This is a genomic window from Candidatus Palauibacter sp., from assembly GCF_965222475.1.
Lineage (GTDB): Bacteria > Gemmatimonadota > Gemmatimonadetes > Palauibacterales > Palauibacteraceae > Palauibacter.
This window is the reverse complement of record NZ_CBDCUB010000006.1, coordinates 1-18125: the sequence shown is the minus strand read 5'-3', so window position 1 is coordinate 18125 and position 18125 is coordinate 1. Positions and strand designations below refer to the sequence as shown.

Sequence of the window (18125 nt, the reverse complement as noted above, 5' to 3'; positions counted from 1 at the left end):
GGCCGTGAGGACGGGCGTCCGCCGGTTACTCGAGGGGGCGGTGCTCGTCCTGCTGGCCGCGCTCGCGGTCGTCGTCGTGGTCGGGGTCGGGTTCCGCAAGGCGGGGGCGGCGCTCGTGTGGTACGACGAGGTCGCCTCCATCCTCCTCGCCTGGCTGACGTACTACGGAGCGGCGCTCGCCGCCCTGCGACGGGCGCACATCGGCGTGCCCACGCTGGCGCAGCGTCTCACCGGGCGCGCACGGCTCGTCGTCGTGCTCGCGGCCGAGACCGCGGTCATCGCCTTCTTCGCGGCGGTCGCGTGGGCCGGGTGGCAGGTCGTCCGCGTACTCGAGGGTACGTCGCTGGTGAGCCTGCCCTCCGTGCCCGCCGCGCTCGCGCAGTCCGTGATCCCGATCGGGGCTGTCCTGTTCATCGTCGCACAGCTTCTGGGGCTGAGAGACGCCCTCGCCGAGGGGGCGGGCCGCTACGCGGGCGCCCCGGTGGAGTCGGGGGTGGCGGGGTCGGCGGGTGAGACGGCGAGTGAACCGACCGGGGAGGGTGAGCCGTGACGCTCCTCCTCCTCTTCGTGGGACTGCTGCTCCTGATCGCGATCGGCATCCCCATCGCGCTCGCGCTCGGCATCGTGGCGCTCGTGGCCATGCTCGCCTCGGGCGGGGTCGCCATGCTCCCCAACGCCGGACTCGTCCTGTTCAACGGGGCGACCTCGTTCCCGCTCATCGCCATCCCGCTCTTCATCCTCGCGGGCGCGATCATGAACGCGACCGGGATCTCGCGCCGGCTCATCGCGTTCGCCTCCGCGCTCGTCGGGTTCATCCGCGGCGGCCTCTCGATGGTCGGCATCTCGGCCTCCCTTTTCTTCGCCGAGATCTCGGGCTCCGCGGTGGCCGATGTGGCCGCCCTCGGCTCGATCCTCATCCCCGCGATGAAGAAACGCGGCTACTCGACGCCCTTCGCCGCGGCCGTGATGTCCTCCTCGGCCACGCTCGCCGTCATCATCCCCCCGTCCATCCCCATGATCCTGTACGGCGTCATGGCCGAAGCCTCGGTCGTGGAGCTGTTCGTCGCGGGCATCGTACCCGGGGTGCTCGGCGGGCTGCTGCTGATGTTCGCGGCCTGGCTCTACGCCCGCCGTCACGACTTCCCGGTGGAGGGCAGGTTCGAACTCCGCCGCGTGTGGACGACGATGCGCGAGGCCGGCTGGGCCCTCCTCCTGCCCGCGATCATCCTCGGCGGGATCTTCAGCGGCTGGGTGACGGCCACCGAGGGGGCGGGGCTCGCCGTCGTCGCCGCGCTCGTCGTGGGCGGGCTCATCTACCGGGAACTCGACCTCGCCCACCTGCGCGAGGCGATGCTGGAGGGCGGCGTGCAGACCGCCGTCGTCATGCTCCTCGTCGCCACCTCGGCGCTCCTCGGCGACTATCTCACGGAGCAGCGCCTCCCGCAGCAGGTCGCGGCCGGGATCATGGAGCTGACCTCGAACAAGTGGCTCATCCTGGCGCTGCTCAACGTCTTCTTCCTCGTGATCGGGCTCTTCCTGCACTCCGCGGCCGCGATCATCCTCGTCGTCCCCATCGTGATGCCGCTCGTGCGGGCGGCGGGCATCGACCCGGTCCACTTCGGGCTTATCGTCACCCTGAACCTTGGGATCGGCCAGCAAACGCCGCCGGTTGCGAGCGTGCTCGTGACCGCCTGTTCGGTCGCCAAGGCGGACATCTGGGAGGTGAGCAAGGTCAACCTCCGCTTCATCGCGGTCCTCGTCGCCGTACTGCTGCTGGTCACGTACGTCCCGGCGATCCCCCTCGCGCTGGTGGATGTCTTCTACCACTGATGTGACGTTCCGCCGACTTGCCGCGTCGTAAAATGGAGATGTATGCCTTCGGCTTGAGCACACCCACGCGGGACAAGGCGAAAGGACTGTCCATGAGCGAGGCGCCGGCACGGCATCGATCACTCCGATCCACCCTGTTGCTTGCCTTTGGCCTTACACCCGCCGCGCCCTTGCAAGCCGCGCAGGGGCAGGAGGTAGACTGCGGTGCGGAGGCATCGCTTCAGGTCACAGTGACCGACGACGCGGGGACCATGCTGTTGCCCGGTGCCGTGGTAATCGTCCGCTGGTCGGACGTGGCCGAGTTGCCGGTCAGGGAAATCGTCGGAGCGAACGGCCGCCTCTTCCTATGTATCTCCGAGCACGCTGAGGAGGCGACGCTATGGGCGGAGTTCGGCGACGATTCCAGCCAGCAGGCGGTCGTCGGCTTCGACCCGGGAGCGACGCGCGAAGTCGTGCTCCGCGTCCTCTCGGAGACCGTGCGGCCGGGACGGCTCATGGGTCAGGTCCTGGACGCGCTGACGGACGATCCCGTGGCTACGGCGGCGGTGTCGGTACGCGGCCGTCCGGTCACGGTCGACACGAATCGCCAAGGCCGCTTCGTCCTCACCGGCGTGCCGGCCGGCGAACACGACCTCCAGGTGCGGCGGATCGGCTATGCGCCCCTCACGTACCCGGTCACGGTGGAATGGGGGCACACGACGGAGGCGGAGATCGGTCTGGTGCCCACCCCGGTCGAGATGGAACCGCTCGTCGCGACCGCGATCAGGGTACGCCGGCTGGAAATCAAGGGCTTCTACGAGCGCAAGCACTGGGGCGAACTGCTCGGGCTCGGCTATTTCTTCACGGCCGAGGATATCGACCGATGGCGTCCCAGCAGCGTGGCCAGCTTCGTCGCCATGATGGTTCCGGGCACGACACAGAAGCTGGGGAACCGGCGCATGTCCCGGGGATTCTCGGGGTGTCCGATGGCCGTGTACCTGGATGGCATCCGCCTGAAGCCGGGCGAACTCGACGGGTTCGCGAAACCGTTCGAAGTCGGCGGGATCGAGGTGTACAAGGGACCGGCGTCCCTGGCGGCCGAGTTCGGGGGTTCGGACGCGGCGTGCGGCGCCGTCGTAATCTGGATCAAGTGATGTCCAGGGCGCCGATGGGACCCACCCGCTCGTTCGTTGGCGCGACGCTCGCCGCGCTGTTGCTGGTTGGCACCGCCGATCGCGCCGCTTCATTGCAGGACGCGCCGCAGGATGCGCCGCCGGGGGACGAGGACTGCGGGGAATGGGCCACGATCATGGTCACCGTCCTGGACGACACCGGGCTGATCCCGATCCCCGCCGCCACCGTCGTCCTGCGCTGGACGGACGCCGTCGAAAGGCCGGTTCGTGAACCGGTGGGCTCCGAAGGGCGGCTCCTTCTGTGCGTGCCGCCGGACGCCCGGCAGGCCACGCTGTGGGCGGAGTTCGGCGACGCTTCGAGCGAGGAGCAGGTCCTGACCCTCGAAGCGGGATTGGCGCATGACGTCGAACTCCGGCTCCTGTTCGCGGAGGCGACGACGGGACGGCTCGTCGGCCGCTTGCGGGATGCCCGGAGCCACCGTCCCGTGGCGGCGGCCGCCGTGTCCGTTGCCGGTCGCCGGGAGGAGGTGCAGAGCAACCGGAGGGGCAACTTCGTCCTGAGCGCGCTACCTGTAGGAGAGTACGAAATCTCGATCCGGCACATCGGCTACGCGCCGCTGATGCACACCGTGACGGTGACCCGGGGTCACACCACCGAGGTCGATGTGCGCATGTCTCCCGACCCGGTGGAACTCGCGCCCCTGGTGGCGACGGTCACGAGGCTCCGGCGGCTGGAGACACAGGGCTTCTACCAACGCAAATACTGGGGCGAACTCATCGGTGGCGGCACGTTCTTCACCGTCCAGGACATCGAGCGCCGGAACCCATTCCTCATCACGAGCCTGATCGCGGACGCGTCAGGGGTCCGCGTCAGGTGCGGCGGCAGGGCACGGTCGTGCAAGGTGTACAGCGGGAGGATCTCGACCGGATTCGGAGGCCGCCCCTGCGAAATGACCGTGTATGTGGACGGGACGCCCGTCATTCGGCCGGGCAGGTCGAACGTCACGACCATCGACGAGTTCGTCCTCCCCATCGAGATCGGGGGGGTCGAGGTGTACCCGGGCGCGGCGTCGCTCCCGGGGGAGTTCTCCGGCTCCGACAGCCGGTGCGGCGCCATCGTGATCTGGACGAAATAGAGCGTGAACTTCCGTCCCCCCGGTCCCCGCCCGACAATCGACCTGCCGCAATTGATTTTCCACGACATGGGGATATTGTAATGGATACGCCACCCGCATAACCGTCTTGCCACGGCGGACCCATGAGCAACGACGCCCGTAGACCTGTCGGCCAGGCCTGGCTCTTCCGCCACTTCGCTCTGGCGGTTCCGAGGCCAGCCGTGCGGAGCTACGTCGTCGCGGGTGCCCGGCGGACCGAAAGGGACGGCCCTCGAACCACGGAACTCTACCCGCTGCGGTACGCGGCCGAGGACTCGATCGTGGCGCACCTCCGCTTCGCGCTGCGCCACGAGGCTTTCGACCTCGGTGTCCTGGTCGCGGCCCTCCGCGAGATCGACCCGGCGGTACTCGAAACCTGGGTACGGGCGCAACCGACGGGCGCCTTCAGCCGGCGGGCGTGGTTCCTGTACGAGACCTTCAGCGGCCGAACCCTGGACCTGGAAGACGCGAAGGCGGGAAACTACGCCGGTGCCCTCGATCACAACCGTCATATGGTCGCCACCCGCCGCAACTCCAGGCGTCACCGGGTCGCCGACAATCTCCTTGGGGGGGCCGAGCTCTGTCCCGTCGTGAGACTCACCTCGAGGCTGCGGAAGGCGATGAAGTCGGGCCTGGACGAGGAAGCGCGCGACCTCATGGAGAGCTACGACCCATCGATCCTCGCCAGAGCCGTGAACTACCTCTTCGCCAAGGAGACGCGCTCGTCGTTCGCGTTGGAAGGCGAGACGCCGAGCGGAGGGCGTGCCGAAAGGTTCGCCCAGGCGCTGAAGTCGGCGTCCGCGTTCGACCCCGCCGACAAGGCGGACCTCCTGCGCCTGCACGCAGCCATCGTCGATCCCCGCTACGCCGCGGACGACTGGCGCACGATCCAGAACTTCGTCGGCGAGACCATCGGCGGATACCGGGAGCGGGTTCACTTCATTTGCCCCCGCCCGGCGGATGTCCCCGGCCTCATGCGTGGCTGGACGGCGTTGACCGGGCGCGTCGTCGACGGCGGCGTGGACCCGGTTGTCGCGGCAGCGGTCTCGTCGTTTGCCTTTGTCTTCGTCCACCCCTTTGAAGACGGCAACGGCCGCATCCACCGCTTCCTCATTCACCACGTCCTCGCCCGGCGCGGATACGGTCCCCCCGGCACCATCCTCCCCGTCTCCGCGGCCATCCTGCGCGACCGGCAGGGCTACGACGACATCCTCTCCGGCTTCTCGCGGTCTCTGCTGGACCTGATCCGATGGGGATGGTCGGGTGGGGGCGCCGATTCTCCCAGCCGGGAGATGGTCGTCGAGAGCGACAGCGCCGACCTCTACCGCTATTTCGACGCTACCTCCTTCGCCGAATACCTCTACGGCCGGGTGGCCGACTCGGTGCGCCGCGACCTGAAGGAGGAACTCGGGTTCGTGGCGGTCTTCGACCGCGCCTTCAAGGCTGTCCAGGAGATCGTGGACATGCCCGACCGGCGTGCATCACTGTTCGTACGCCTGTGCATGCAGAACGGAGGGCGGCTCGCGGCGAGGAAACGCGGGAGCTTCGCCGAGCTGACCGATGACGAGGTCCGTGCGATGGAGGCGGCGGTCCGGGAGGCGATGGCCGCCCAAGGGTCCGCCTGACATGTCGTCGGTCGGCATGCAGTTCCGGCGCCGTGATCACGGCGGCGCGCTTGGCGCCATTGGAACTCTCACGATCCCGAGGCATATTGGACTCAGTCGCGCGGCCTCTACCTGCCCCCCGCGCGCCCGCGAAGGAGTGTCCCATGGGCTACGAACCGGGACGGACTCGATTTTTTCTGGCCGCCCTGTTTCTTGCCGCAAGCGCCGGCCCCGCCGCGGCACTCCAGGCTGAACCCCCGCAGCAGTAGACAAGCTGCGGCGAGCGAGCCTCTCTCGCCGTCACCGTCCGCGACGACTCCGGGCTGATTTCGATCCCCACCGCGACGGTCGTCCTGCGCTGGACGGACGCGGTGCGGAGACCGGTGCGACAAGAGGCCGACGGTGAAGGGCGTTTCTCGCTCTGCGTCCCGCGGGATGCCGGCCGGGCCACGCTGTGGGCGGAGTTCGGCGACGCGTCGAGCGAGGAAGCGAGCATCGTCCTCGTACCGGGTTACGCGCACGAGGTGGAACTCCGGCTCCTGTTCGGAGAGATGCGGACCGGACGCCTCATCGGCCGGGTGCTCGACGGCCGGTCCCACCGGCCCGTGGCGACGGCCGCGGTCTCCGTGGCGGAACGCGAGGAGGCGGTCGAAACCAACCGGAGGGGCCGTTTCATCCTCAGCGGCCTGCCCGTCGGCGAATACGAACTCTACGTCCGGCATCTCGGCTACGCTCCGCTCACGCACCCGGTCTCGGTGAACCAGGGTCTGACCACCGAAGTCGAGGTCGACCTCACCCCGGATCCCGTGGAGCTGGAGCCGCTCGTGGCGACGACCTCCCGGCCCCGCCGCCTGGAGATGAAGGGCTTCTACGAGCGCAAGTACTGGGGGGAGTTGAGCGGGGGCGGCACCTTCATCACCGACGCGGACATCGAGCGCCGAAATCCGCTCCGAATCACGCACATGATCGCGGAGGCCCCGGGAGTCAAGCTCGCGGGCTGCACGCTCCGCGGACACGGCTGCAAGCTCTACAGCACGCGGTCCGGCGTCGGGACCTCGACCGGCGGCTGTGAGATGACGGTGTATCTCGACGGCCACCCGGTCGTCCAGGGGAGCAGCCGCTTCCGGACCTCCGCATCGACACGCACCTACAACGTCCACCTGCCGGGTTTCCAGATCGAGGGTGAATCGCTGAACGACTTCGTCATGCCGGTCGAGATCGCCGGGGTCGAGGTCTACCGGGGACTCGCGAGCCTCCCGGCCGAGTTCGGGGGACACGCCAACCGCTGCGGCGTCGTCCTCGTCTGGACGAAGTAGCCCTTGTCCTTCCGCCATTGATGTGACGTCCGGCCGACGCGCGGCGTCAGACATAATGGATACGTACGTCTCTGGCCTGTGCGCCCGCCGCGACCGGAGGAGGATGTCTATGGGGAATGGACGGGGACTACCTCGACCACTCAAGCGGCTCCGGGTGCCGGGAACCACTCCATCCCGGTTCCGAGTCCTCGCCTCGACCGTGCTCCTGCTTGGCGTGGGTGCCGATCCGGCCCTGGCTCTGCAGGCCCTGGAAGCGCGGGACGAGAGCTGCGGTGACCGCGCCTCGCTCGCCATCACCGTCCGGGACGACTCCGGACAGATTCCGATCCCCCACGCCACCGTCGCACTGCGCTGGACCGATGCGGTCCGGAGGCCCGTGCGCGAAGCCGCGGATGTCGGCGGCGAGTTGCTTCTCTGCGTTCCCCCGGACGCCGCCGGGGCCACGCTGTGGGCCGAGTTCGCCGACGCTTCGAGCGAGGAACAGCTGGTGGTCCTCGAACCGGGGATGAAGCACGCCGTGGAACTTCGGCTCCTGGTCGCGGACATCAGGACGGGCCGCCTCATCGGCCGGATACTCGACGCCCGTACCGGCCGGCCCGTGGCCGCGGCCGCAGTCTCCGTACCGTACCGCGCGGAGGTGGTCGACAGCAACCGCATGGGCCGCTTCATCGTCAGCGGGCTGCCCGTCGGCGAGCTCGAACTCTCGGTCCGACACCTCGGCTACGCGCCGCTCACACACGCGGTCACGGTCAGGCACGGCTTCACGACGGAAGTCGAGATCGGTCTGTCGGCGGATCCCGTGGAAGTGGCGCCCCTCGTGGCAACGGTGGAGAGGCCGCGGCGCCTGGAGATCAAGGGCTTCTACGAACGAAAGTACTGGGGTGAGCTGACCGGTCTCGGAACGTTCATCACCGCCGACTACATAGAACGGTGGCATCCCAACAGCATCGGCCGCCTGGTTGCGGACCTGGTTCCGAGCATCCGGTGTCACGGCGGCCGGGGATGCATCCTCGCGAATTCCCGCATGTCGGCGGGTTTCTCGAATCGGCCCTGTCCGATGAGCGTTTACCTGGACGGTATACTGCTCCGCGGGGCAAGTGTGGACGAGTTCGCGCTGCCGATCGAGGTCGCCGGAATCGAGGTGTACAAGGGACCCGCTTCACTCCCCGCCGAGTTCAGCGGTTCCGCTTCCCGGTGTGGCGCCGTCGTCGTCTGGACAAAGTGAAGCCGGTGTGGTCCCGGCGCCTCCGGGCGTTCGCGACGTTCGGCGCGGTCGCCGCGCTGTTCGCGCTTCCATCGGTGGCCACCGCGCAGCGGATCAACGGGACGGTGCGCGAGGCCGAGGGGGGTCGGCTCATCCCGGGCGGCTTCGTGAGCCTGCTGGACGCTGCGGGCGAGGCGGTGCAGGCCGACTTCACGGCGGCCGACGGCGCCTTCTCGTTTGCGGTGCCGGGGCCCGGCGAGTACCGGATCCGGGTGCAGCGGATCGGATACGCGAACTGGGTCACCGAGGCTCACGCGCTGGCGGCCGGGCAGTCCCTCGCGATCACCATCGAAGTCCCGCGCCAGCCGGTGCGGCTCGGCGACCTCCGCGTCGAGGTGACGGGGTCCTGCCTCGACGATCCGCGCCAGGGAGAGGCGCTCGCCACCGTGTGGGAGGAGGCGCGCAAGGCGCTCGAGACGGCGGTCTGGGCCGAGGATCGGGGCGAACTCACCTTCACCCTCACCGAATACGAGCGCACGCTCGATCCCCGCTCTTTCGTCACCCTCGGTTCGCAGACCCGCACGCGCCCCAACGTGCGCCTGCCGCCGTTCCGAAGCCTCCCCGCACCCAGGCTGGCGGCCGAGGGCTACGCCGTCGTGGACCGGGACTCTTCGGTGTTCTACGCGCCGGACGCGACCGTCCTCCTGTCGGAGGAGTTCAGGGATGCGCACTGCTTCGGCCTGCAGCGTGACGAAGCGGAGGGCGAGGCGAGACTCGGCATCACCTTCCGCCCCCAGCGGCAGAGTGCCGTAATCGAGATCGAAGGGACGCTGTGGCTCGACGAGGCGAGTGCCGCGCTGCGCGAGGTCGAGTTGCGGTACCGCAACGTCCCGCTCCCGCGGGGGGCCGAGCGGCGACGGATCGGCGCGAACCTCGTCTTCGACCGGCTGCCGGACGGCCCGTTCTACGTCCGCGACTGGTGGATCCGTTTCCCGATCGCGGGTCGACCCACGCAGCTTGGCTTCGCTGGCCTGTCCGTTCCTCGACAGGCCGTGCTCGTGGCGTACCGTCAGACCGGCGGCAGCGTGGCGGACGCCTTCGTGGGAGGCCGCTCGTTCGGGACGGGGGCGGGCGTGGTCGCCGGAGTCCTGCGTGACAGCGTGAGCGGCGAGCCGCTGGGCGGGGCGGATATCGTCCTCCGGGACGGGGACGACGCGGCGGCGTTCCTGCCCCGGCCCACGGCTGCGGAGGCTCGCTTCAGCGGGGTCACCAACGAGGCCGGCGCGTTCCGGGTGACGGGGCTCCCGGACGGGGTCTACGCCCTCGGCGTGGACCACCCGAGGCTGCGGACGGTGGGAGTGCGGCTGAACGAAATCCGCGTGGTCGTCGAGGGCCGGACGAGCGCAGCTCTGGAACTGTGGACGCCCTCGGCCGAGACCGTCTTCACGCGGACCTGCCCGGGTTCAGCCCCATACGGCACCTCGGGCGCCGTGGTCGGAGTCGCGCGCGACGCAGCCACCGGGCTCCCCGTCCCGGGGGTCGAGATCGAGGTCCTGTGGCGGGTGCGGAACGTCCAGTTCGCGGGACGCGAGGTCCTCGTGAACGACCGGACCGAAAGTGCCGGCGACGTGTCGGGCGAGCAGGGCGAGTTCGTGATCTGCCGCGTCCCTCTGGGAGAGACGGTTCTCCTCCGGCAGAAAGGAGCGGGCGAAGGCGTCGGGTTCGATCTGGTCACCCGCGTCGCGTGGCGGGACGTTGAGGCGGACCCCGGAAGGCCCGCGGATCCACCGGGCGAAGCCGCACTACCACACGTTCCGGCCCGGGAGGAAGTGTGTGGGGGAGGAGCCTCGCTCGCCGCGACCGTTCGGGCCGATTCCGGACTCATGGCGATGCCGAACGCCACGGTCGTGCTGCGCTGGACCGACGCGGCGCTCAGGCCGGTGCGCGAGGACGCCGATGCCAACGGACACCTGCTCCTCTGCATCCGGCCGGAAGCCCGGCAAGCCACGGTTTGGGCCGAGTTCGGCGACGCTTCCAGCGAGGAGACTCTCGTCGCCTTCGAGCCGGGGCGGGTCCACGAGGTCGAACTCCGGCTCGCGTTCGCAGAGGGGACAACGGGACGGCTCGTGGGCCGGTTGCGGGATGCCCGGAGCCACCGTCCCGTGGCGGCGGCCGCCGTGTCCGTCACCGGTCGCCGGGAGGAGGTGCAGAGCAACCGGAGAGGTCACTTCGTTCTCAGCGGACTCCCCGTTGGAGCGTACGAACTGTCGATCAGGCACCTCGGGTACGCCCCGGCTGACGCACACCGTGACGGTCACCCGGGGCCACACAACCGAGGTCGATGTGCGCATGTCTCCCGACCCGGTGGAACTGGAGCCTCTGGTGGCGACGGTCACGAGGATCCCTCGGCTGGAGACGCGGGGCTTCTACGAACGGAAATACTGGGGTGAACTCATCGGTGGCGGCACGTTCTTCACCATCCAGGACATCGAGCGCCGGAACCCTCTCCGCATCACCGACCTGATCGCGGACGCGCCGGGGGTCCGCGTCAGATGCGACGGCAGTGGATTCCGGTGCAGCGTGTACAGCAGGAGGGTCTCGACCGGATTCGGGGGCGGTGGCTGCGAACTCAACGTGTACGTGGACGGCACCCTCGTCGTTCGGTCGAGCGACAGCCGCTGGGGCAAGAGCCCCGTGTCCGTCAACGAATTGGTCTTCCCCATAGAGATCGGGGGAGTCGAGGTCTACCAGGGCGCGGCGTCGCTCCCGGCGGAGTTCTCCGGCTTCGACAACCGGTGCGGCGCGGTCGTGATCTGGACGAAGTAGCGGATGCATCGTGGACGTGGGGTGAGGTTACGAATCGCCGGCCGGAGTGGGCCGTTGATCGTCATCGCCGTGGCCTCCGGGTGTGGCTGGGCCGGTTCCCCGTCAGGTGGGGACACCACTCCCTCGGTCGCCCCCGCCGCGGCATCGGTCGCCGGCTACCGCGTGCTGGAACCCGGCGCGTTCATCGCGGGCTTCCCGGTCGACCCTCTCGACATGGAGTCGGAATCCCTGATCGAGCGGGGGTGGGATCTGGCCATCGGCGCCGGCGGCTTGGACGAAGTCTACGTCCTCGACACATTCGCCAAGCATGTTCTGCGGCTGGACCGGGACGCGAAGCTGCAGGCCGTGATCGGGGCGCCGGGCAGCGGCCCCGGCGAATTCGAGAACCCCCATTCGATCGAGGCCGATCCCCGAGGCGGCGTGTGGGTGGCCGATCTGCAGCTCGGCCGGCTGACCCGGTTCGATCCGGACGGACACGTCCTGCGGGAGATGCGGATGCCGGCACTCACGCGGGGCTTCACCGTGCTGCCGGACGGCGCGGTCCTGTACCGCAGTACCGAGAGCGGGACGGCCTCGCTTGCCGTGCAGTCCGGCGACGGCGTGGTGGATCTCGAGGGGGAACTGCCGCCGGAGCTCGCGCCGGACGACTTCCAGGCACTCTGGACAGAGTACGATCTCGAGTTCGCGGTCATCGCGCCCGACACGGTGGTCGCGTTACGGAACACCGACGTGCGGGCCTACGGCGCGTGGCGCATCGCGCTGGACATCGCGTCGGCCCGGATCACCGATATCGCCCCGATCGCCTTTCCCGGCTGGCTTACGGAGATCATCGCTGCCGATGCGGAGGCGATCGAACCCGAGTCCCGCGAGATCGACGGGCGCGAGGAGCGCCGGCCTGGCGCGGTGAGGTCGATCATCCCCTTCTCGCGGGGCGTGCGGATGTCTCTGGGCGATCTCTGGGTTGTGCCGCATTCGGCCGGCCACCTCGCGCTCGCCATGTCGATCCCCCTCTCGGCCGCCGACACGGTGTCCGTGGTCGTGCGCGGGGACCACCAGCGCCCCTCGGGCTGCATCGCACTGGACTATGCCGTTGTCGACGGCCGGCTGGTCGAGCTGTGCATGAACCAGCTGCGGATCCATGAGCTGCTGCCGTCGGCACCCGGCCCGCCCCCGTTCGCCGCCGGTCCCGACGTGACCCCGTGACCCCCGAACGGCTGCGGTTGCCCCACGTCCACCGGCGGGTGCTCTCGATGTTCGATTCGCTGGCGGGCGAACCCGTGTGGCGGCGGGCGCTGATCGTCTACCTCGTAGTGAGTTCGAGTCTCTGGGTGATCGCCGGACTCGTCCATCATGAGCATGGAGTCGCGGCGCTGGTGTACGCGCCGGTCTTCGCCGTCCCTTTCATAGTAGCCGCGAACGTGGCCAATTCCGTAGTTCGAGAGGTCCTCCACACGCCCCTGTACTTCGCTGCGTTGCGCGGGGATCCTCCTGGCCGTGTCGCGACTCAGGCCGGGGAAGCGAGTGTCGTTCCGACAGCTCTTCAGCCTGGCGGTCCACGCAGGGTACATCCTGCTCGCCGGCCACGCGCTCCGAATCGCCCTGGCGGCGAGCCGCGTGGAATTCGCCGGACCCGCGTTCGCCTTTCTGCCGGATCGAGATGCGCTGTTCCTGCCCGATTCCGCCGTGGTGGTCCCGCCGGAGTTCGCCAACGCGGGGGAAGTGCGTTCGGACACCATGGCTTTCGCGACACTCTCCGACTCCCCGGCCGACATCCCGGCAGTGGGGGTGTTCGACACGGCCTTTCACGCGCTGCTCGGCGTCGCATATTGCCGGCTCCGTGGCGGGACGCGTATGATCGTGGGGGCGGCGTGGGGGACCGGCCTCTCTCTCCTCGTCGACATCGTCTGGCTGCTCGTGAGTGCCCGGGTACTGAGCTGACGGTGACGGCGTAAAGTCGCCGCGGGCGTTCCGGCTCCCGCGAACTTCCACCGACTTGAGGCGTATCAGAACCAAGGGCGCCGTTCTTCACCCGCGTCCTGCCCGCCTCAAAGGTCGGATGCTGGAGGCAGCGGCCTCCAGCCGTCTGGCCGCCGGAAAAAGGGGGAAGCCATGGACATGCGCGACCGAGCCGGCCCCTCCTTGCTGATGACGGTCTCGGCCGTGCTGATACTCGCCGTCGTTGCCGATCCCGCCGCAGCGCTGGCCGCGCAACAGCAGGAGCGACCCTGCGGCGAGCGGGCGTCTCTCGCCGTCACCGTCCGGGACGACTCGGGGCTCGTTCCGATGCCGAACGCCACGGTTGTGCTGCGCTGGACGGACGCCGTCCGAAGGCCCGTGCGGGAAACCGCCGACATGACCGGGCGCCTCGTCCTCTGTGTGCCGAGGGACGCACGGCAGGCCACGCTGTGGGCCGAGTTCGGCGACGCTTCCAGCGAGGAGGCGATCCTCGCCCTCGACCCGGGGTTGGCGCACGAGGTCGAACTCCGTCTCCTGTTCGGGGAGATGCGGACGGGCCGGCTCATCGGCCAGGTGCTGGATGCCCGCACCCATCAGCCGGTTACCGCGGCCGCGGTCTCCGTCGCCGATCGGGCGGAGGTGGTCGAGAGCAACCGGAGGGGCCGCTTCATCCTGGCCGGGCTGCCCGTCGGCGACTACGAACTTTCGATCCGACACCTCGGGTACGCCCCGCTCACGCATCCGGTCACGGTCACGCGGGGGCTGACGACGGAAGTCGAGGTCGACCTGTCGCCGGATCCCGTGGCGCTGGAGCCCCTCGTGGCGACGGCGACGAGACCCCGCCGCCTGGAGATCAAGGGCTTCTACGAGCGCAAGTACTGGGGCGAACTGGTCGCTGGCGGGGCGTTCTTCACGGCCGAGGACATCGAGCGCCGCAACCCCCTCCGCATCACCCACATGATCGCGGACGCCCCCGGGGTCCGGCTCGCGAACTGCGACATGTGGGGACACGGCTGCAAGCTGTACAGCACGACGCACTCGCGGGGGTTCTCGGATCAGGGTTGCAAGCTGAACATCTTCCTCGACGGCAACCTCGCCATCCGGGGCAGCAAGGAGCGCTGGAGCCTCACGTCGGGAGGCGGTACCGACATGAACCCCCGGGAATCGATCAACGATCTCGTCCTCCCGACCGAAATCGCCGGAATCGAGGTGTACACAGGCGGCGCGTCGCTCCCGGCCGAGTTCGGCGGACACGACTCCCGCTGCGGCGCCGTCGTGATCTGGACGAAGTGAGTTGCGACTTCTCGACCGTGCTGCAGGAGTCCCGTGGGAAGCGACGGCGATGTCAAAGTCCTCTCATGGGCATGTAACCTCTTCGGCTCCCGCCGACCCACGCAATGCACCAGGCATCGACCGATAAAGGGTAAGGCAGAGAACCTCAGTGCGACGAACTGATCTCGACAACCCGGTAAACGCAGCGCCCTGTAGTACGCTCGGCACAAGAAGGCCTAGGCGGCGGTCCCCCGCCCAAGTAGTCGGTGGGGGTCTCCGTATGCGGGTCGGTCTCGGTGTCGTGTTCCTTGTACTCTTGTTGGGCTACTGGAACGATTCCACAGCAGAGTTGAACACCAACACCCAGCTGTGCTTGGAGCAAGTGTACGAGCACTCCCTGGCCGATTTCGAGCCAATAGGCCTTACAGCGTCTGAGCATGGCGTATCAGCTGCGGTTTCAGCATGGATTTTGTGATAAGCGAGTTCTATTGCATACAGTTGCAGGAGGGCGGCATTCACTACATGGCGGGCGGTCGGTGCACCTAAGCCGTGAAGTAGTGTCCGGCCGACGCGGCGGCTCGGCAGGCGGCGGGACTCTCGGGCTTATCTTCAGCGCTCTCCTGTTCGCCCTCTCGCACCCATCGCCGACGCTGGGTCTCGTCCTTCAGGACACGCGGGTGGACATCCTGCACGGGGGGCGGATCGTAGTCTCCAACCCCGCCGCCACTCGGAGCCGGAACGAGGGCGAAGACGGCTGGCGGTTCGTCGAGGAACTCCGGCTCGGAAGATTCCAGGGGAGGGGACCGGACGTCTTGGGCGACGTGGGTCACATTGCCGTGGACGAGCAGGGACGAATCTACGTACTTGACATCGGCTCGCAGGAGGTCCGCGTCTTCGCCCGCGATGGCCGGCATCTGAGAAACATGGTTCGCGCCGGCGAGGGACCGGGCGAGATTAACTACCATCCGTACGGTCGCGACATCCGGGCCGACTACATGCGGCTTCTCTGGCAGCCGCCCAGCCGCCTGTGGGTCGAGGCGGGCCAGCAGGCAACCTTGACGGTGGACTCGCTCGGAAACCATCTCCGCCGCACGCGCTGGAGGTTCCCCTACTTCCCCGAGGGTCAGCTGGCGACGTCATCCAGAGTGACCGCCGCCGACACGGTGGGTTCCATCTACGAGCAACTGATAGTGGAGGACTGGCCCGATCACTCCATCCGGGAGTTTCCCCGGATGACCTACATCGTGCGGCGGCCCGTGACCGCTGGTCACGAACTGCTGGCGGGGGACACGCTCCTGATCGAGGACGAGGCGGATCGAGATGGGGCTCCCGACGGTGGAGCGCACGGCGGATGGGGGGCGGATCGAGATTGAGAGACCGGTGCGCGCCGACGCACGGCAGATTGCGTGGGCGGCTGGACCCGGCGGAGAGCTGTGGTTGGCCAACCGCGCGGCGTACCGCCTTCACCAAGTGACGATCGAAGGGGACACGATCCGCACGGTCGAACTCGGGACCAAACGCCGCGGCCGCGACGTCCGGGGCACTTCGTCGTCGGTGCCGTGCCTCGCCACGAGGGTGGCCGCCCTTGAGGACGGCCGCGCCCGTTACCTGCCCCCGCCAACCGCCCACGGCGAGCCCGTTCGAGCACGAACGGCCGCTCCGGTCGCTGACCCCCGTGGGGCAGCCCTGGAGTCCGCCCCCGGCCACGCGGTAGCTGCCCGACGATTCCGGCGGCGCGGCGGCCCCGCGCAGATCGTCGCGACCGGACGCGCCCCTCCTGTCCGCGTTCGACTTCGAGCGCCGCGACGCGCCGTCCGCCCCCGCGGGCGCCTGCTTGGACGTGAGGTGCCGGTCCCGGCGGTTCCGGACCGGCTGGAGGCCCTTTGGAGATGCGACGGCGAGAAGCGCGCCGATGATGCGCCACCCGAATCGGCCTGCGCGTCCTCAACTTGGCCGTGGCCTGGTGCGCGGATGAACCGGGAGCCCTCGCCTGTTGCTGCGGGTGCCGACCGGCGGGCCATGGTGGTCGGCGTCAGAGACGGGGACTGGTGCTTGCGCTCCACGGCAGCGCGGTGTCCGCTCGGCGAGGCCGGCCCAGCGCACCGGTGGCTCGCGTCGGACGGCCGCTCCGCGTCCCCTGTTCCGAGCTTCGTCGCCTTCGGAGCGCGACCGACCAAGACAGTCTGCCGCCGGACTGGTCTTGATGCAACAATACTGGGGTGTAGATCGATTTCGGACCATCCCCGCACGCCAGCGTTGGAACCGGCGCGGGGGGAACCTAGAGCAGCGCCATGGCCAAACCCAACCGGCTCTACTACGGCGACAACCTGGACATCCTGCGGCGCTACATCCCAGACGCAAGCGTCGATCTCGTCTACCTAGACCCGCCCTTCAAGAGCAACCAGGACTACAACGTGTTGTTCGCCGAGCGCGACGGGACGCAGGCCGCCGCGCAGATCAAGGCGTTCAAGGACACCTGGCACTGGGACCAAGCGGCAGCGCTTACCTATCAGGAAGTCGTCGAGCGCGGCGGCACCGTCTCGCAGGCGATGCAGGCATTTCGCACCTTCCTCGGCGAGAACGACATGTTGGCCTACCTGTCGATGATGGCCCCGCGTCTCGTCGAGCTGCGACGGGTGCTGAAGTCGACTGGCAGCATTTACCTTCACTGCGACCCGGCCGCGAGCCACTACCTGAAGTTCCTATTGGACGCAGTATTTGGTCCCGCAGCATTCAAGACCGAGATCATCTGGAAGAGATCGAGTGCCCACAGCGACGCGAAACAAGGCCGGCGGCAGCATGGTCGCATTCACGACGTACTTCTGTTCTACGCTAAGGGTGCAACGTGGACGTGGAATCCTGTCCACGTCCCTTTCGACGACGACTACGTGAAACAGCGCTTCAAGCACATTGATCGTCGGGGTTCGTACAAGGATACAGATCTATCGGCAGCTAAACCTGGCGGCGACACGTCATACGAATGGCGGATTAAGCGACGGCGGGGCGGCGAGTGGACGAGTGACCTTGAAGACGAGTGGATGACGCCGCAACCGGGTTGCGATTACAGAGCCATGAAACCACCACGAGGACGGTATTGGGCCTACAGCCGCCAGAACCTGTTGAAGTTCGCTAAGAGTGAAAAACTGCACTACTTTTCGTCAGGAACGCCAAGGCTGAAGCAGTACGCGGACGAGTTGGCTGGTGTGGCGCTCCAGGATGTATGGACGGACATTCCTCCCATTAACGCTATGGCTGCAGAACGTTTGCACTACCCGACTCAGAAGCCCGAGGCGCTCCTCGAACGCATTCTCAACGCCAGCAGTAGCAGCGGGGATGTGGTCCTGGATCCGTTCTGTGGTTGCGGTACCACGATCGCGACGGCGCAGCGACTCGGGCGTCGCTGGATTGGCATCGACATCACGCACTTGGCGATCGGCCTAATTCGCCATCGTTTACGCGATGCGTACGGCGACCAAGTGGCAGACACGTACGAGGTAATCGGTGAGCCGGTCTCCCTCGCCGACGCCCGGACCCTCGCTGAGGCAGACCCGTATCAGTTTCAGTGGTGGGCTCTCGGTCTCATTGGGGCGCGACCGGTTGATCAAAAGAAGGGCGCTGACAAGGGAGTCGACGGACGTGTGTTCTTCCACGATGAAGGCCCCAGAGGGAAAACGAAGCAGATCGTGATCTCGGTGAAGGCAGGCAAATTGCACGCACCGTACGTGCGTGATCTACGGGGCGTCATGGAACGCGAGAACGCGGAAATGGGCGTGCTGCTCACGCTAGAACAGCCGACCGCAAAGATGCGCACCGAGGCAGCTAGCGCGGGTTCTACGAGTCGGCGTGGGGGA

General features: G+C 68.1%; 14 protein-coding genes. All 14 read left to right on the top strand.

The genetic code is table 11. The features are described 5' to 3' along the window. Window positions 1-4: 4 nt before the first annotated feature. Window positions 5-550, top strand: a complete 546-nt coding sequence (locus ACOQPP_RS10850; protein WP_419166984.1) for a TRAP transporter small permease — start codon at window positions 5-7, stop codon at window positions 548-550. Next, window positions 547-1830, top strand: a complete 1284-nt coding sequence (locus ACOQPP_RS10845; protein ID WP_419166985.1) for a TRAP transporter large permease — start codon at window positions 547-549, stop codon at window positions 1828-1830. The genes ACOQPP_RS10850 and ACOQPP_RS10845 overlap by 4 nt, the downstream gene beginning before the upstream one ends. 251 nt (window positions 1831-2081) lie before the next feature. After that, window positions 2082-2963, top strand: coding sequence for a carboxypeptidase regulatory-like domain-containing protein (locus ACOQPP_RS10840; RefSeq protein WP_419166986.1), 882 nt, complete (start codon window positions 2082-2084; stop codon window positions 2961-2963). Further along, complete coding sequence (locus tag ACOQPP_RS10835) at window positions 2963-4078, top strand: carboxypeptidase regulatory-like domain-containing protein (protein WP_420636528.1); 1116 nt, start codon at window positions 2963-2965, stop codon at window positions 4076-4078. Before ACOQPP_RS10840 ends, ACOQPP_RS10835 begins: the two co-directional genes overlap by 1 nt. Window positions 4079-4200: 122 nt before the next feature. After that, window positions 4201-5721 carry a Fic family protein gene (locus ACOQPP_RS10830; protein WP_420636527.1) on the top strand — a complete coding sequence of 507 codons (1521 nt, stop codon included), beginning with the start codon at window positions 4201-4203 and terminating at the stop codon, window positions 5719-5721. 362 nt (window positions 5722-6083) lie between these two features. Further along, window positions 6084-7016, top strand: coding sequence for a carboxypeptidase regulatory-like domain-containing protein (locus tag ACOQPP_RS10825; protein ID WP_420636526.1), 933 nt, complete (start codon window positions 6084-6086; stop codon window positions 7014-7016). A 103-nt stretch (window positions 7017-7119) separates the two neighbouring features. Next, window positions 7120-8241 (top strand): carboxypeptidase regulatory-like domain-containing protein, encoded by a 1122-nt coding sequence (locus ACOQPP_RS10820; protein WP_420636525.1) that lies wholly within the window; start codon window positions 7120-7122, stop codon window positions 8239-8241. After that, complete coding sequence (locus tag ACOQPP_RS10815) at window positions 8238-10670, top strand: carboxypeptidase regulatory-like domain-containing protein (RefSeq protein WP_420636524.1); 2433 nt, start codon at window positions 8238-8240, stop codon at window positions 10668-10670. The genes ACOQPP_RS10820 and ACOQPP_RS10815 overlap by 4 nt, the downstream gene beginning before the upstream one ends. Next, the gene (locus ACOQPP_RS10810; protein ID WP_420636523.1) at window positions 10603-11046 is read left to right on the top strand and encodes a TonB-dependent receptor plug domain-containing protein; all 444 of its coding nucleotides are present in this window, start codon (window positions 10603-10605) and stop codon (window positions 11044-11046) included. Before ACOQPP_RS10815 ends, ACOQPP_RS10810 begins: the two co-directional genes overlap by 68 nt. Window positions 11047-11100: 54 nt before the next feature. Then, window positions 11101-12249 carry an SMP-30/gluconolactonase/LRE family protein gene (locus ACOQPP_RS10805; RefSeq protein WP_420636522.1) on the top strand — a complete coding sequence of 383 codons (1149 nt, stop codon included), beginning with the start codon at window positions 11101-11103 and terminating at the stop codon, window positions 12247-12249. Window positions 12250-12567: 318 nt separating this feature from the next. After that, on the top strand, window positions 12568-12984 hold the full coding sequence (locus ACOQPP_RS10800) for a hypothetical protein (RefSeq protein ID WP_420636521.1): 417 nt from the start codon (window positions 12568-12570) through the stop codon (window positions 12982-12984). A gap of 177 nt (window positions 12985-13161) precedes the next feature. Then, complete coding sequence (locus ACOQPP_RS10795; protein WP_420636520.1) at window positions 13162-14295, top strand: carboxypeptidase regulatory-like domain-containing protein; 1134 nt, start codon at window positions 13162-13164, stop codon at window positions 14293-14295. Window positions 14296-14831: 536 nt separating this feature from the next. After that, entirely contained in the window at window positions 14832-15647 is an 816-nt protein-coding gene (locus ACOQPP_RS10790; RefSeq protein ID WP_420636519.1) for a hypothetical protein, read from the top strand. A gap of 918 nt (window positions 15648-16565) precedes the next feature. Next, the coding region (locus ACOQPP_RS10785; protein WP_420636518.1) for a site-specific DNA-methyltransferase at window positions 16566-18125 on the top strand (1560 nt) is incomplete at its 3' end.

Coding starts and splice junctions, on each gene's coding strand:
- ACOQPP_RS10835 (WP_420636528.1), top strand. CDS start 2,963: ATGTCCAGGGCGCCGATGGGACCCACCCGCTCGTTCGTTGGCGCGACG.
- ACOQPP_RS10820 (WP_420636525.1), top strand. CDS start 7,120: ATGTCTATGGGGAATGGACGGGGACTACCTCGACCACTCAAGCGGCTC.
- ACOQPP_RS10840 (WP_419166986.1), top strand. CDS start 2,082: ATGCTGTTGCCCGGTGCCGTGGTAATCGTCCGCTGGTCGGACGTGGCC.
- ACOQPP_RS10830 (WP_420636527.1), top strand. CDS start 4,201: ATGAGCAACGACGCCCGTAGACCTGTCGGCCAGGCCTGGCTCTTCCGC.
- ACOQPP_RS10795 (WP_420636520.1), top strand. CDS start 13,162: ATGCGCGACCGAGCCGGCCCCTCCTTGCTGATGACGGTCTCGGCCGTG.